Genomic DNA, 14,647 nt, shown 5'->3' with positions numbered 1-14,647 from the left:
CCCTCCGATGCTTCATCATATAATCATAACATAAATGGTGACAAATGTTGATTCGGGAATTTAGAATAAAAGCAGTATACATACAGGAGGATCAAGCGATGCACAACGAGTGGAGCCAATTAAAAAATGAATTGCCTGAGCTTCTGGAACAAAGCCGCAAAGAGACGATACATGGTCAGGTAGCCGAATATATCCCCGAGCTGGCCCATGCGCCTGCACAGGGATTGGGAATTACAATTGCCGACCGGCAAGGAAATGTTATTCACGCAGGAGATTGCAGCATTTCCTTCACTTTGCAAAGTATTTCCAAGGTATTTACACTGATGCTTGCTTTGATGGATAACGGGGAAGAAACTGTTTTCACCAAGGTTGGCAAGGAGCCTACCGGGGATGATTTTAACTCCATGCTCAAGCTGGAGCTTGTGGAGCCCGGCATTCCGTTTAATCCGCTCATTAACGCGGGCGCAATTGCCGTTTCCTCAATGATTAAAGGGAAATCGCCCCAGGAGAAGGCCGGTCGGGTGCTGGAGTTTTTCCATACTCTTACTGGTGATGCCAGTCTCACCGTCAATGAGAAGGTCTACCTGTCTGAAAAGCGTACGGCACACCGCAACCGCTCACTCGCTTATTTCCTGAAGGAAAATCAGGTGCTTGATGAGGATACGGACGTTGAGGAAGTGTTGGATGTCTACTTCCGCCACTGCTCCATTGAGACGAACTGCGGCCATCTCGCTGCTATGGCTGTGATTCTTGCGAATCAGGGGGCAGATCCGGCAACAGGCGTTCAGCTCATACCCAAGCGGTATGTTCAAATTGCCAAAACCTTCATGATATCCTGCGGGATGTACAATGCATCCGGCGAATTTGCCATCCAGGCCGGAATCCCGGCGAAAAGCGGTGTTTCCGGCGGTATACTGGCGCTGGTTCCCGGCCGCTACGGCATTGGCGTGATCGGGCCCGCGCTCAATAGCAAGGGCAACAGCACCGCAGGCGTGCATCTATTGGAATCCCTTTCCCGGTCTTACGGGTGGAGCATGTTCTAATACATGTTACTGGGAAAGTCCCCCTTCTGATGTTTGGAAAACCTTGAGAAGTTTAATGGTTTTTAAAGTTCACTTAGGCTCTGGGGTATTTTTTTTCCCCAAGTTGCCAACATAAGGTGAGCGGTCCAAATTGAACTGAAGGAGGAAGTATCATGAGCCCGTCTTCCAAGCAAACCAAGCAAACGTTCCCGCCCCAGCATCAAATGCGGCAGCCAGGGCTGGAATCCGATATGAAGCCCCTGCCTGTATTTGAATCAGAGCAATACCGGGCAGGCGGCAAGTTGGAGGGCAAAGCCGTATTGATTACAGGCGGAGACAGCGGAATCGGCCGGGCGGCTGCCGTCGCCTTTGCCAAAGAAGGCGCCGATGTGGCTGTTGTGTATTTGGACGAGCATGAGGATGCCCGGCTGACGCAAAAGCGAATCGAGCAGGAAGGCAGGCGGTGCCTGCTCATAGCGGGCGATATAGGCGATGAGCGCTTTGCCAAAGAATGCGTGAAGGATACAATCGACACCTTCGGCAAAATCGATGTGCTGGTCAACAACGCCGCCGAGCAGCATCCGCAGCAGAAAATTGAGGATATAACAGCGGACCAATTAAACAAGACGTTTCGGACCAATGTATTCGGCTACTTCTATGTAACGAAGGCAGCTATGCCTCATTTGAAGCAGGGAGCCTCCATTATCAATACAGCCTCCATTACAGCTTACCGGGGCAACGCCAATCTGCTTGATTACTCTGCTACGAAAGGGGCTGTCGTCTCTTTTACCCGTTCGCTTGCCATCAATGTGGCGGAGAAGGGCATTCGTGTGAACGGCGTCGCGCCGGGTCCGATCTGGACACCATTAATCCCGTCCACCTTTGACGAGCAGCAGGTATCTGCCTTTGGCTCGGATACGCCGATGAAGCGGGCCGGACAGCCTGCCGAGCTGGCAGCTGCCTACGTCTATCTGGCCTCAGATGACTCTTCCTATATGACGGGACAGATGATGCATATTAACGGTGGCGAGGTCGTCAACGGATAATCACACTCCAGGCTTAATCAATAAAACGGCTGCGCTGCTCCGGTGTGGGCAGCATGCAGCTGTCCAGCTTGCCGAACCAGCGATAGCGGTTGCGGGCAAAAATTCCGTAGGCAAATTCACGGGCAAAACGCGGAATAACGACAAGCGCTGCCCCCAGCCTCCACGGCCATGGCAGATGACGACAAATACGTACAACTGCATCCGTCTTCACATAGCTGCGATTTCCCTCTATTAATACAATCCCGTCCACATGCTCTGTTCCATGATCCTTCATTAATTTCTGGCCTGTGTCGCTCTGCTGAGCAGCAAAGCGGAAATACCCGTGAGGGTCCCGTTTAAGAATAAACTGGACACTGCTGTTGCAAAAGCTGCATACGCCGTCATATAGCAATATCGCTTCATTATTCACAGCCCGCACCCCTTTTTTTATTTCTATTATAACCTGAATATCAGCAGCAATCTGAATTTTTCATGGGATACACAAAACGGCCGGTCTGCTTGAGACGGCCGTTTTTCATTTCTAATTTTGGTTTAAGAGGTCGATACGGAAGCGCGTGCTTTGCTTTTGTTTTTCAATCTGCCCGCCAGAAGAACGAGCACGACCACCAATATGCTGAATCCCCATTTGATTGCAGCCATCTCGCCAAAAATTCCATTCAGCAGAGGCTCTTCTTCAATCATTTTAGCTGCTGTAAAGGCAAGCACCCCGGAGCCGATATAAATGATAAATGGAAAACGTTCCATAAGCTTCAGAATCAGCGTACTTCCCCACACGACAATCGGCACGCTAATCAACAGACCGAGGACGACCAGTACAAAGTTGCCGTGGGCTGCGCCACCGACTGCAAGGACGTTGTCCAATCCCATTGCCGTATCCGCAATAATGATCGTACGGATAGCTGCCCAAAGATTTGTGGCTGTCTTCACTTCATGTGATTTTTCTTCAACCAGCAGCTTGTAAGCGATCCAAACCAGAAGCAGTCCGCCAACGACACGCAGACCCGGGATCAGCAGCAGCCATACAACGACTAGTGTCAACACACTGCGGATCGCAATCGCGCCGAAAGTTCCCCAGAAGATCACTTTCTTTTGATTTTCCTTAGGCAAATTCCTTGCTGCCATTCCGATTACAATCGCATTATCCCCTGCCAATACCAAATCAATAATTACAATTGCCAATAGAGCTGACCAAAACTCCGGTGTAAAAAGCTCCATAATGTGCCACTCCTTCATCTATCGTTTATGTTGAAACACGAAACAAAAGCTTTCCTTTGCAACAACCGGCAAACGGTCAAAGCAGACCGCCCTACCCGGCATGTGTTAACGGAAGCGTCGTTTGCTTCGCGGGAAATATAAGTCATTATCGGGGATAATTCTTATATTTCATTAAAGTCTCCAAACTATGTGTATTTCACTCGTTGTTTTGGCTGATTGGGCTTATCCCTCCTCCGGAAAATAAAAATGACCACTACCGCAAACGGTAATGGTCATAAAAAGATATACCTTTACCCTGCGGTAAAGGTCTGGCTAACAACGGAACGCTGCCAACAAAGCCGGAGGCGATAACCTCGTGAATTGACGACCTTGTTGTAAAAGCTACTCCCCTTTATAAGTCAGATTTTACATAACAGCAGTGGATTCGTCAAGAATATTTTTGAACAGGCATATTCTGTTCTTGAACTGCTGTCATGTGATCTGAAAATTTGCACAATGAGAATAAATAAAATAGCCCTCCTGTTTCCTGGTCTGGGATTCAGGAAGGCTTCATGCTCAGCCGGGGCGAACGCAATTAGATAGTAAGCTCTCCAAGCTTAATTAGTTCGACAACGGCCTGGGAACGGCCTTTGACATTTAATTTTTGCATGACGTTAGAAATATGATTTCTGACGGTTTTCTCACTGATAAATAGCTGCTGCGCTATGTCCCGTGTTGTCTTATCCTGTACCAATAGTTCGAATACTTCACGTTCACGATGCGTCAACAAAAATTTGCTCTTGTGCTCGCTGGCCTTCAAATGAGTCACCCCTCCTTGCGTGGGTTTTTGTGGTATAACAAGGTTAAGGGATACAGTCAAAATATAGTATGAAAGGGATTCAAGAGTGGTGCGGTAAGGGATAAATTTGGGCACAGCAAGCGTTTGACCCGCTTCAGCCTTTTCAGCCGCAAGCGATTGGGACAGGCAAATAAAAAGGCTCCAGTACAGGATAAAACCTGTCTGAAGCCTTTGAGAAATTTCATAATGAGTATTAGCGTGATTATCGTGTACCTGCTGCCCTTTCAGGAAATACACGCTCGACCATCGCATTGAATTCAGCTATCAGCCCCTGAATCGGGTGGCCTGCTCGCGCATCTTCCATATAGCTGGTCATGCGTCCGACAAAATCCGGGTTTGTAGATACGTAGACATGCCGGGTGTCCGGTTTAACTTTTTTTACTTCAGCAGCAATCTTTTCCTTCAGGTGATCCGTTAAAGCAACATCCGTACCTGCCGAGTGGGTTCTCATTGTTCCGGGCATCCGGGAATCATGGAGATTTACAGCTACATAAGCATTTTTGTCTCCAAGCATGACATAAGCAGAATGTACTTCTTTGAGAGATACCACATGATTCGCCGCGGATTCGCTCATATCAATTTTATAATTTTGATGAGCACCTAAGACATTGTTGCTGTTGAGGCGGCGTCCATTGACACGGTTCATTTCATTGCCTTGATCATTGGCAAATCTTTTATTCATGATCCGGTTGCCATTGGCATCCCGAAGCACACTGTTTTGCTGATAGCTTTTATTGCCTACTTCCCCCTGGTTGCTTGCACAGCCTGTCAGCATGGCAGCAAGAGCAATACTTGCTGTCAGCGCAGTGAAACTACGTTTCATCATCATTAGCTCCTCCATTCAGACAATTGTCCTTCATATCGTGTGACAATATACCATCCCTTATACGGCCAAAAGATTGGCAGCCAGCAGTAAAAAAAGATGTAAGATGAACGGAATTTTTATTGACAATTGTTCGCAAGTTGTATACATTTAACTTAAATTTAGCACCTGGTACTAATATCAGGTTTTAGAACCAAGGAGGAATGGCGAATGACTCAATCATTTTACTCGGCCCGCGCAGCAATAACCGCCATAGGGAGCTATGTACCCGAGCGCGTGATCAGCAACAGTGATCTGGAGGCTATGGTCGATACAAATCATGAATGGATTGTTCAACGAACGGGTATCGTAGAGCGCAGAGCGGCTGCGGAGCATGAATTTACAAGTGATCTGTGCTTTGGTGCTGTACGCGACATGCTTACCCGTTACCCGGTTACCATAGAGGATGTTGATTATATAATTGTCGCCACTACTACACCGGATACAATAACCCCGGCTGTAGCCTCTCGCGTTCAGGCTGAGTTCAATATTGCTTCAAGCGGCGCGGTTGATCTTCAGGCGGCCTGTGCAGGCTTCGTCGCCGCATTGCAGATGGCGTCAGGTTTGCTGGCTTCCGGCATCTGCCGCAAGATTCTTGTGATCGGAGCCGAGACGCTGACCAAGGTTACAGACTACACAGACCGGACAACATGCATTTTGTTCGGAGACGGTGCTGGAGCTGTACTTGTTGAAGCCGACCAGTCTGATTCATTCCTCGCTTCCTATTCACACACAGAAGGCAAACTCGGACATAACGTCTACAGCTCCCATCTCTCAAATCATATAGGAGGCATCCCGGTTGACCGTAAAGGCAAGCTGGTGCAGAATGGCCGGGAGGTATATAAATGGGCAGTCACTCGTGTAACCGCAGGCGTAGAGAAACTGCTTGAGCAGCAAAACCTTACTACTCAGGATATCAATTGGTTTATTCCGCACAGCGCGAATCTGCGTATTATTGAAGCCATTTGTGAACGTACCGGCATTTCGATGGATCAGACATTATACAGTATGGTTTACTACGGAAATACTTCAGCGGCAACAATCCCGCTGGCACTTGATCTTGGAATCAAGACTGGCAAGGTACAACAAGATCAGCTCCTGCTGCTCTATGGCTTCGGCGGCGGCTTGACCCAAGCAGCACTCCTGCTAAAATGGACGCTGGCTTCCTGATATTATACTGTGATCGGGCAGGCTCCCCGGTGCATAATCCCACGCCTCATTGCTTGGCCCGACATAGGTTATAAATAAGGAGAAGTTTGAACTTATCCACCATGTTGGACACCAACGGAAGGCGGGGTTTCGCTTGCGCATACTGTTTACGTATTACATCCCCAGCGGAGGCGTTGAGACCTTGAACCGTACCCGCTGCAGAGCATTGATGAAGGCTGGTATTGAGACCCATCTGCTTTATTTGCGGGATGGCGCAGGGAAGCAAAATATTAAAGATATCCCCTTATTTATTTCGGATTTGGACCATGAGATTGCACCAGTTATCCAAATGTACCAATACGACGCCATTATATGTACAAGCGATTACCTAATGCTGCCCCGTCTGAGGAATATGGGTCATACGGGGCGCATTATTTATGAAGCCCAAGGACTTGGAATGCTAAGCCAGGCCAGAGAATTGATGGGTGTGGCTGCTCCTTATATCCAAAGCTACGCCGATGCAGCCATATGCACCCCTACTCCCCATCTGATGCAGCTTTATCATGAATTTTTAGCCGGTTTCCCACAGTTCTATATTCAGAATGCAGTTGATACCGAGAATTGTCCGCCTGTGCCGTCTGAAACGAGTCTCCCCGATGCGAAAGGACCTGTTCTTGCCTGGGTAGGCAGGCTGGAAAAGAACAAAAACTGGCTGCTTTACATTGAAACGGCTGTGGAACTCATAAAAAGCGTTCCGGATTTGCAGCTGTGGATGTTTCAAGATGCCAATCTGTACGATCCGGCTGAGCGCGCTTATTTTGAAGCGCTAGTCGCACAGTATCAGCTTTCTGAGCGCCTCACAATTCGCTCCAATGTTCCACATCATGAGATGCCCCGTTACTTTTATGAAGTTGGCCGATCAGGAGGCTTGATGTTCTCCACCTCTCATATTGAAGGCTTTGGCTATGCAGTTGCAGAAGCGATGAGCTGCCAATGTCCGGTTCTTGCTACTGCTTCCGATGGGGTGCAGTTCTTTATTGAACATAACCGCACGGGCAAGTTGATTATGGAGCATATTCCTTCTCTTGCAGCAGCAGAAGCGCTGGAGCTGATTTCCTCCTCTACGCTGCGCGGTTCCATCAGAACCCAAGGCCAGGAGCATATCCGGCAGCATTTTTCGCCCCATCGTTATGTGGAAGATGTTTTCAATGTTCTACGGGCAATGGGTTTCCCTCTATAGAAGATACCAAGCAAACAATTCGTGTTGCTTCAAAAAAAGAAATCCGGGTATGACCGCACTTGTCCGTGCCCTCCCGGGCCATCCTGCCATATATTGATTTGTAATGACAAGCGGGATGGAGGTGAATAATCATTTTACCTTTAGTATCGATCGTAATCCCTTTCTATAACTGCCCTTATATCGAACAATCCGTAAGCAGTGCATTGCATCAGACCTATCCCAATATTGAGGTCATCGTCGTGGATGACGGCTCTACGATGCATCAGGAAAGACTCGCCCCTTACCATTCGAGCATCCACTATATTGGCAAGGCTAACGGCGGGACAGCTAGTGCGCTGAATTATGGCTTCCGTGTAGCAAGCGGCAAATATGTCACATGGCTAAGCTCGGATGATCGCTTTGCCCCGCATAAAGTTTCTTTTCAGGCATCATTCATGGAGCAGATTGGCGCTCAAATCAGCCATACCGATTTTGATGTCATGAATGAGCATGGGCAAATTACGGTGATCGGCGAAGGCATGAAATTTCCTACCGCCCGTTCCTTTATCGAGTCCTTCCGCCGGGTATGTCCGGTGAACGGCTGTACTGTAATGATGAGACGCGAGCTTCTTCCTGCGCTTGGCTGGTTCAACGAAGGCCTGAAATATACGCATGACTACGAATTATGGATACGTGTCCTGCTTTCACGGGTCGACTTTCATTATATTAATCAGCCCCTGACTGTCTACCGCCGCCACTCCGGCATGGGAACAGTGCGCTTTTTGCCGCAGATCCAGCAGGAGCTGGCGCTCATTGGCCAGCAGTACGGGGCGATGCTGGATTCATTGACCGCATCACTTCCCGGCTGAGAATTCTATTCATAGCGATAGCTTTTATTGCATTTGCTCACAACGAAGGGGTATCCCGTCATCCTTAGCGGACGAGATACCCCTTCGTTTATTGATGCTCATTCTGTGCCAATCCCGTTGCGGTAAATTAAGGCCGTCATTTGCTGCTCATACTTGCTATAGAGATATAATGCTTCCTTCATGACATCATCCTGATGGAGAAGCGTCCCCATTTTCTCATGCCTGCGGTAAGCGGTAAGCGGTTGTTTCAAAGATAGAAATGGAATTCCCAGCAGCAGCACGCGATACCAAAAATCCAAATCCTGTGTGAAGATAAGCGTTTCGTCAAAAGGACCGACCTTGTTGTACAGCGCTTTTCGCATCATGACCGTACAGCCGTTTACCGGGTTGCCCCTTAAAAAAACCTGGTACAGATCAGTATCGCTTTGTGCGTGGGAGACCAGATAGTCGGTGACACGTCCGAATTTGTCAATGTAATTAAACGCAGTGTGGCTGATCCACGCTCCGGATGTAAACATGGCTTTGAGCTGAAGCTCCACCTTATGCCGGTAAAAGAAGTCGTCTGAGCTAAGCCAGGCAATATATTCGCCCTCCGCTTCACGAAAACCCTGGTTGAGTGCGCTGCCTGTTCCCCCGTGTTCCTTCAGAATGTAGCGGATTTTGTTCATATACGGCCATAACAGCTCCTGGTACTTGCTGGAGCCGTCATCCACAACAATGATTTCAATATTGCCATAGGTTTGGGACAAGGCGCTTTCTAAGGCATGGACGATATATGGATCATTATAGAACGGGATGACTATCGTTACTTTCACAGTCATTTAAGTCGGGCCCCTTCCCGGCGAGCCTTCATCCTTGCCAGACGAACATGCAGCAACAGGTCCCTTATGGAGTCGCGGAAAGGAATTTGCGGCTGCCAGCCCAGTTCCCGCATTGGTTTTCCATTCTCTTCCGCAGGGGATGGCGCATTGGACTTGCCGTTCCGAATACCAAGGGGACATAGTGCCAGTTCTTCAAATGTATCGGCTACTTTGCCAAGCGTTATCATTTTGCCGGATACGACCGGATAAATGAAGCCGGGCTGGCCCTTTATAAATATGGTTTCGTATGCTGCCATTGCATCACGGACATCCAGAAAATCCCGCTTCTCGGTTCGGGAAGAAAGCTGAAAGCCTGATTCCGCTTTCTGGTTTTCACTTTGGGGCGGCTGCCCTTGCAGAGGAAATCCGTAAGCCTCTTCCGTCTTTACCGTATAGCCTGCAAGCAAGCTGCATAGCCCGGTTGAACGCCCCGGCCCAATGAGGTTGGATGGCTGGGCAATCAGCACCTCCATGCTGTATAACTGTGCCCAACACTGGGCAATCAATACTTGCAATGTCTTGCTCATGCCGTACGGATGGACCGGCTGGGGCAGTTCACCATCCTGGGGAAGCTTAAAACGCAGCATAGATCCGGCTATCAACAGCTTGACGTTTTTGTTCAGGCGGCGGACAGCATCCAACAAATAAGCTGTCGCCAGCATATTCGTCTCCATGTATGAAACCGGGTCCTGCCATGACGGTACTACCGCGTTAAGGCCCGCCAGGTGGAGCACATAGTCAGGCTGCACCTCGTCAATCAGTCTGCTCACCTGCTCCCTGTCAGTCAATTCGCAGATACGGACATCTACAGCCCCAGGCCATCCGATCCCTGTAGCCGCATCGCTGCCGCCACTGGATGGGATCGATCGGACTGCTGCGGTAACTTTCATGCCCCTTGTTGCAAAGTACCGGCAGGCATGCTCTCCGCAAAACCCGCCGGCTCCAGTGACAAGTATACGCTGCCCCTTAACGCTCATACGCCTCTCATCCATTGAGCGAGTTCGCTCAGCATGATATCATAACTGGCAGTATCAAACTGCCAATCCTTGCGTATCGGGCGAAGGCTGCGATCAATTACAATTTTCGAGTCTGGAATAATCATTGCGCCATTATGGTTAAAATGCTTTTGCAAAAGCAGCAGCAGTTCATGCTTGCTAACCGTCTCGGGGGCTGTGAGCTGGACTAGCCCTTCAAGCTGCGGATTTTCAATTGCGTACTCGACCGACTTGGCCAACTCTAGCGTCGTTACCCCGTTCCAGAGCACACGTTCATAGCCCTTGATTTCTCCCTCCTGAGAGAGGAACCATTGCAGCAGGCCAATTCCGTGACTGCGGACTTCCGGACCAATAATCGAGGTGCGGATGGTTAAATGGGGTCCGCAGCGCAGCTCCCCAAGCGCCTTTGTCTGGGCATAAATCGTGGTGCCGTCGGGGACATCACTCTCAGTATAGCTCCCCTTTTTTCCTGAAAACACACAATCTGAGCTAATATGGATAAGCCTCGCCTGACAACGGTTCGCCAGATACGCGAGCCAATGGGGCAGGAATCCGTTAATGCGAAATGCCATTAACGGATGATTCTCCGCCTCCTGGTTCAATATGCCTACAGCGTTTACGATAACATCCGGCTGTTCATCCAGCACCAGCGCTTCCACTGCCTCATAATGCGAGGCATCAAGAAATCTTCTCCCCTCAGCAAACGGCTCACAGCTGCCTGCCTGAGAAGCGCTAGACTGTCTTGTCGTGTATACAACCTGGAAGGAGGGCCGGGATCTGAAGTATCTGACCATTAGATGCCCGGCCATCCCGCCGCCCCCGATGATAAGCAGCTTCATGACAGAAAGCCTCCATGGACGAGCATTTTCCGGATATCCGCTTTATTCATCAGTCCTTCGCTAGAGCAGAAGCTCTCGAAGTCCACCGGTAGGCAATGCTGGTAATGCTCTTTGAGGCCCGGAATTTCCAATGCAGGCAGGATGACGAGATACTGCTCATCGTAAACGACTGTGCTCTTGCTTTCAAAATCGGTGAGCAATATTTCATGCAGCTTCTCACCGGGCCGCACACCGGTCTCCACCATTTCCACCTGCTTGCCCATATCCTCCATCAGCACCTCGGCGAGCTCGGTGATCCGGCAAGTTGGCATGGTCATGACATAAATTTCACCGCCCAAACTTGCTTCCGAAGCCTTGAACAGCAGTGATATGGCTTCCTCCAGCGTCAGGAAAAAGCGGGTCATCCGCTTGTCTGTTATGCGGACCTGGTTTTTATGCTTGATCTGACTCATGAATAAGTGCACGACACTTCCGTTTGTTCCTAGCACATTTCCGCCCCGCACACAGACGAATTTCGTTTCTGTACGCAGCAGATTAGCGTAGACAATCAGTTTCTCCCCAATAGCCTTTGTCATACCATAGAAATTGGATGGGTTTGCAGCTTTATCCGTTGATATATAGATTACGCGCTTCACCTGATTTGCAATAGCGGCTTCGATGACATGCTGCGTACCGATGACGTTTGTTTTTAAAGCTTCATAGGGCTGTTCCTCACAGACCGGTACATGCTTCAGTGCTGCCAGATGGAATACATAATCTACAGACTCGCATGCCTTGACGATAGCTTCCTTGTCCCTGATATCGCCAATGCAGAAGCTGAGCCTGCTATCTTCAAAAGTCCGGCTCATTGTAACCTGACTGGATTCATTGCGGGAGAAAATGATGATTTCCTTCGGATTTTGCGGGAGCAGCTGGCGAACCAGCTCATACCCCCAGGAACCCGTACCACCCGTAACCAAAATGGTTTGATTCTCAAACATTCCATTTCCCTCCAAGCAAGAATTTGACCACCTTATTTGAAACATCCTGTGCTAAATAACCACTCGGGGGATTCCAATCGGCGGGAAGAGAGGTCATGGCTTTGACAGCGTGGACAATACGTCCGGGAAGAAGGCCTGATACGACATTGCTGCCGCAATCAACCGTCTCCGGCCGTTCTGTCGTATTGCGAATCGTAACTGTAGGCACCTGAAATATACAGCATTCCTCTTGGACTGTACCGCTGTCTGTTATGGCACACCGGGCATGCTTTTCCAGCTTGACGAAGTCAAAAAATCCGAACGGCTCGTGGAGCTGGATAAGAGGATGCAGCTTCAAGCTTGACGAGCCATGATCAAGCTTGGAGCGGGTACGGGGATGAATGCTGCAAATTACCGGCAATTCCAGTTCTTCCGCTGCCCTATTAATTCCCTCAATGATGCCTGACAAATGCTGCGGATGATCCACATTTTCGGCCCGGTGAGCAGTCATAAGCAGATATTTGCCCTCCTGTAATTCAAGCCGTTCCAGCACATCGCTGCTGTCTATGCGCTCCTTGAAGTGCTCCAGCACCTCGTAAATCGGATTGCCTGTAACGACAATCCGGTTGCTCGGAAAGCCCTCGCGGAGCAAATTGGCTTTACTGTACTCGGTATACGGCATATTAATTGTTGAGATGGCGTCTATGACTTTGCGGTTCTTCTCCTCCGGTACAGTCAGGTCAAAGCAGCGGTTGCCCGCCTCCATATGAACGACCGGAATGCCCATTCTTTCTGCCAAAATTGCACTGAGAGCGCTGTTCGTATCGCCAAGCAACAGGACCAGATCAATCTTCTCAAAGCGAAGAATTCTCTCAATCTCTCCGAACATGACCGACAATTGCCCGCCTAGTGTAGACTGATGGCTGTCAATCAAGTAATCGGGATTTCGGATTCCCAGTTCCTCGAAAAAAATATCGCTCAGTGAAGCGGTAAAATTTTGTCCTGTATGGACGAGAATATGCTTTTGGGCCATCCTGTCCAATTTCGGTATAATCAGACTGAGCCTTATAATCTCAGGACGGGTCCCCAGTATGGTTGCGATATTCAAACCAAGCTCCTCCTCTCCTTGCTAACCCAATCACTCCAGCCAATTCATTACGCCCGCCGTCTGCCCTTCGTCCGTGTTCGGGACGCGGCTTTCGGCCTGCGCTTACGACGTGCTACGCTTCCTTTCTTCACACGCCGGTTGGACTGGCTGAAGCCTTTCCTCTTCTTTCTCCCCCTTGTTCTTCCTCTGCCCTTGACGAGACCATACTTGCCTTTGCGTGCCTTCCGTCTTACCGGGGCAGCAACTGGCAGTCCTATGACCGGATCCCCCTGAGGGAATGTATCCAGCATATCGTCCGTGATGGTACGCACATCCTGAAAGGAATGGCCGGACTTTAGAAAGGCCTCTTCTGAAGCAAAAGGCCGCAGTATGCCTCCTTCAAGTACATATACTGTCGGGGAAGAGCCTCTTACCAGATGGAGCGGTGTATGCCCCTTCACGGCCAACAGATTTAAAAAATGACTTAGCCGTTTGCGGTAGGCCGCGATCCCGAATACCGCCTGTGCATTATAAGAGTTGCGCAGGCCTGTTTGGACAAGCTGTTTCTCATCGTCCAGCAGCTTTGCCACCTTTTTTACCAGGCCGTCTACTTCTCCGGTTGGCACCAGAAATTTCTTATTCTCTGTAAGATTCAGAATTTCTCCCAGTCCGCCTGAATCGTAGGCAACGACAGCCTTCCCGAACAGCAATCCTTCCAGTGCGGTCATACCGAAGCCCTCGGGCATAAGACTTGGGACAACGAGAATATCTATAGCGGGATAGATTCTCTGTATGCTTTGTTCAAATTGAACCCTGCGGAACCGGTTCAGCATCCCGGCAGCACGTACACGGTCAAATGCTTCTTCTACAAGCTCCTTCTCCACAGGATGGCCGATGACTGCAAATACCGCCTTCGGAAAGCGTTCCCCGATCTGCAGCGCCATGCTCATGAAATCCTCAAAGCCTTTGCGTTTATAGATCGAGGCGGCGACATACCCGATTACCCGTTGCCCGTCATGAAACCCCAACTCTGCGCGCTTGCTTGCCCGGTTCTCCACCCAGGCTTCAGGCTGATAATCCTCCATATTCCAGGAAGGGAACAAAATCGTCGTCTTGCCATCCAAGCCGGCATTATGGAATGGACGCAGAGTGGTAGACGAGATGCCTATGATCCAGTCGGCATGCTGATGAATGAAAGAGGCGGCGTGTGAAGTATGTTCTGACTCCGTAATTGTCTCCATAACCGCCCAGATCTTCGGAATGCCGAGTGCCTTGGCAGCCATAGCTGGCAACGGGTGGACGCAGGTACTGACAAGCACAAGCTGCGGACCGTGTGACTGAAGCAATGAAATCGTAGCCGGCCATGCCGGGTGATGCTTTAGCGTTTCCGCCTCTTGGCTGGCGGACGGACCCGCCAGATAAAGCGCAGGCGTGATCGGGATAGGCAAAAGAATGACCTGAATGCCTGACTTTCTGGCTTTTCTGGCGAGGATCCCTTCTTCTGGAACAACAAGCCTGCATTCGTATGAGCTTTGAAGCTCCTGGAGCATGAACAGAAGGAGCTTTTCTGCCCCGGTGATAAAATCAGAACCACAGATATGGGAAAATGCAATCAAGACCGGTTTGCTATTTGCCAATTGCTTGCCATACCCTGCAAAGCTCGGGTATGTGTTCACCTCCTTTTGCT

At 49.6% G+C, this 14,647-nt stretch carries 15 protein-coding genes; 5 read left to right on the top strand and 10 right to left on the bottom strand.

Translation table 11 applies throughout. From position 1 onward, the window contains the following. The first annotated feature begins 98 nt into the window (after window positions 1-98). Both glsA and H583_RS0120870 read left to right on the top strand, forming a co-directional pair. On the top strand, window positions 99-1,043 hold the full coding sequence (gene glsA / locus H583_RS0120875) for a glutaminase A (RefSeq protein WP_028562181.1): 945 nt from the start codon (window positions 99-101) through the stop codon (window positions 1,041-1,043). 152 nt (window positions 1,044-1,195) lie between these two features. Next, a complete protein-coding gene (locus H583_RS0120870) occupies window positions 1,196-2,068 on the top strand; it encodes an SDR family oxidoreductase (protein WP_028562180.1) in 873 nt (290 codons plus the stop codon). Window positions 2,069-2,081: 13 nt separating this feature from the next. On the opposite strand, the gene H583_RS0120865 is transcribed toward H583_RS0120870, so the two are convergent. The 4 genes from H583_RS0120865 to H583_RS35490 all read right to left on the bottom strand — a co-directional run bounded on the left by H583_RS0120865 (window position 2,082) and on the right by H583_RS35490 (window position 4,950). Continuing rightward, the gene (locus tag H583_RS0120865; protein ID WP_028562179.1) at window positions 2,082-2,477 is read right to left on the bottom strand and encodes a thiol-disulfide oxidoreductase DCC family protein; all 396 of its coding nucleotides are present in this window, start codon (window positions 2,475-2,477) and stop codon (window positions 2,082-2,084) included. A gap of 122 nt (window positions 2,478-2,599) precedes the next feature. Further along, window positions 2,600-3,283 carry a TerC family protein gene (locus H583_RS0120860; RefSeq protein WP_028562178.1) on the bottom strand — a complete coding sequence of 228 codons (684 nt, stop codon included), beginning with the start codon at window positions 3,281-3,283 and terminating at the stop codon, window positions 2,600-2,602. Window positions 3,284-3,857: 574 nt separating this feature from the next. Then, on the bottom strand, window positions 3,858-4,082 hold the full coding sequence (locus H583_RS0120855) for a helix-turn-helix domain-containing protein (protein ID WP_028562177.1): 225 nt from the start codon (window positions 4,080-4,082) through the stop codon (window positions 3,858-3,860). Window positions 4,083-4,323: 241 nt separating this feature from the next. Further along, window positions 4,324-4,950, bottom strand: a complete 627-nt coding sequence (locus tag H583_RS35490; RefSeq protein ID WP_161631209.1) for a YhcN/YlaJ family sporulation lipoprotein — start codon at window positions 4,948-4,950, stop codon at window positions 4,324-4,326. Window positions 4,951-5,154: 204 nt separating this feature from the next. Here H583_RS35490 and H583_RS0120845 point away from each other — a divergent pair, with 204 nt between their 5' ends. The 3 genes from H583_RS0120845 (at window position 5,155) to H583_RS0120835 (ending at window position 8,220) form a co-directional block, all read left to right on the top strand. Then, window positions 5,155-6,153, top strand: a complete 999-nt coding sequence (locus H583_RS0120845) for a ketoacyl-ACP synthase III (RefSeq protein WP_028562176.1) — start codon at window positions 5,155-5,157, stop codon at window positions 6,151-6,153. A gap of 133 nt (window positions 6,154-6,286) precedes the next feature. Next, the gene (locus tag H583_RS0120840; RefSeq protein ID WP_028562175.1) at window positions 6,287-7,372 is read left to right on the top strand and encodes a glycosyltransferase family 4 protein; all 1,086 of its coding nucleotides are present in this window, start codon (window positions 6,287-6,289) and stop codon (window positions 7,370-7,372) included. Window positions 7,373-7,503: 131 nt separating this feature from the next. Beyond that, on the top strand, window positions 7,504-8,220 hold the full coding sequence (locus tag H583_RS0120835) for a glycosyltransferase (RefSeq protein ID WP_028562174.1): 717 nt from the start codon (window positions 7,504-7,506) through the stop codon (window positions 8,218-8,220). A 98-nt stretch (window positions 8,221-8,318) separates the two neighbouring features. Here H583_RS0120835 and H583_RS0120830 read toward each other — a convergent pair whose 3' ends face one another. The 6 genes from H583_RS0120830 to H583_RS35485 are packed head-to-tail and all read right to left on the bottom strand — an operon-like array spanning window position 8,319 to window position 14,636. Beyond that, entirely contained in the window at window positions 8,319-9,041 is a 723-nt protein-coding gene (locus H583_RS0120830) for a glycosyltransferase (protein ID WP_028562173.1), read from the bottom strand. Further along, window positions 9,038-10,057 (bottom strand): NAD-dependent epimerase/dehydratase family protein, encoded by a 1,020-nt coding sequence (locus tag H583_RS0120825; RefSeq protein ID WP_028562172.1) that lies wholly within the window; start codon window positions 10,055-10,057, stop codon window positions 9,038-9,040. The genes H583_RS0120830 and H583_RS0120825 overlap by 4 nt, the downstream gene beginning before the upstream one ends. Further along, window positions 10,054-10,914, bottom strand: coding sequence for a dTDP-4-dehydrorhamnose reductase family protein (locus tag H583_RS0120820; RefSeq protein ID WP_028562171.1), 861 nt, complete (start codon window positions 10,912-10,914; stop codon window positions 10,054-10,056). Before H583_RS0120820 ends, H583_RS0120825 begins: the two co-directional genes overlap by 4 nt. Beyond that, window positions 10,911-11,894, bottom strand: coding sequence for a polysaccharide biosynthesis protein (locus H583_RS0120815; RefSeq protein ID WP_028562170.1), 984 nt, complete (start codon window positions 11,892-11,894; stop codon window positions 10,911-10,913). The genes H583_RS0120820 and H583_RS0120815 overlap by 4 nt, the downstream gene beginning before the upstream one ends. Continuing rightward, complete coding sequence (wecB, locus tag H583_RS0120810; RefSeq protein WP_028562169.1) at window positions 11,887-12,981, bottom strand: non-hydrolyzing UDP-N-acetylglucosamine 2-epimerase; 1,095 nt, start codon at window positions 12,979-12,981, stop codon at window positions 11,887-11,889. Before wecB ends, H583_RS0120815 begins: the two co-directional genes overlap by 8 nt. Window positions 12,982-13,028: 47 nt before the next feature. Continuing rightward, window positions 13,029-14,636: a glycosyltransferase gene (locus H583_RS35485; protein WP_051236771.1), complete on the bottom strand. Its 1,608-nt coding sequence runs from the start codon at window positions 14,634-14,636 to the stop codon at window positions 13,029-13,031. Between the last annotated feature and the right edge of the window lie 11 nt (window positions 14,637-14,647).

Source organism: Paenibacillus pinihumi DSM 23905 = JCM 16419, from assembly GCF_000422505.1.
In the GTDB taxonomy this organism is placed as follows: domain Bacteria; phylum Bacillota; class Bacilli; order Paenibacillales; family Paenibacillaceae; genus Paenibacillus_D; species Paenibacillus_D pinihumi.
The sequence above is the reverse complement of the archived record's forward strand: the minus strand, read 5'-3'. Positions and strand labels throughout refer to the sequence as shown.

What these genes read in the sequence shown, in the direction of transcription:
- H583_RS0120815 (WP_028562170.1), bottom strand. Translation starts at nt 11,894, where the DNA reads ATGTTTGAGAATCAAACCATTTTGGTTACGGGTGGTACGGGTTCCTGG.
- glsA (WP_028562181.1), top strand. Translation starts at nt 99, where the DNA reads ATGCACAACGAGTGGAGCCAATTAAAAAATGAATTGCCTGAGCTTCTG.
- H583_RS0120825 (WP_028562172.1), bottom strand. Translation starts at nt 10,057, where the DNA reads ATGAGCGTTAAGGGGCAGCGTATACTTGTCACTGGAGCCGGCGGGTTT.
- H583_RS0120820 (WP_028562171.1), bottom strand. Translation starts at nt 10,914, where the DNA reads ATGAAGCTGCTTATCATCGGGGGCGGCGGGATGGCCGGGCATCTAATG.
- H583_RS0120860 (WP_028562178.1), bottom strand. Translation starts at nt 3,283, where the DNA reads ATGGAGCTTTTTACACCGGAGTTTTGGTCAGCTCTATTGGCAATTGTA.
- H583_RS35490 (WP_161631209.1), bottom strand. Translation starts at nt 4,950, where the DNA reads ATGATGATGAAACGTAGTTTCACTGCGCTGACAGCAAGTATTGCTCTT.
- H583_RS0120870 (WP_028562180.1), top strand. Translation starts at nt 1,196, where the DNA reads ATGAGCCCGTCTTCCAAGCAAACCAAGCAAACGTTCCCGCCCCAGCAT.
- H583_RS0120830 (WP_028562173.1), bottom strand. Translation starts at nt 9,041, where the DNA reads ATGACTGTGAAAGTAACGATAGTCATCCCGTTCTATAATGATCCATAT.
- H583_RS0120845 (WP_028562176.1), top strand. Translation starts at nt 5,155, where the DNA reads ATGACTCAATCATTTTACTCGGCCCGCGCAGCAATAACCGCCATAGGG.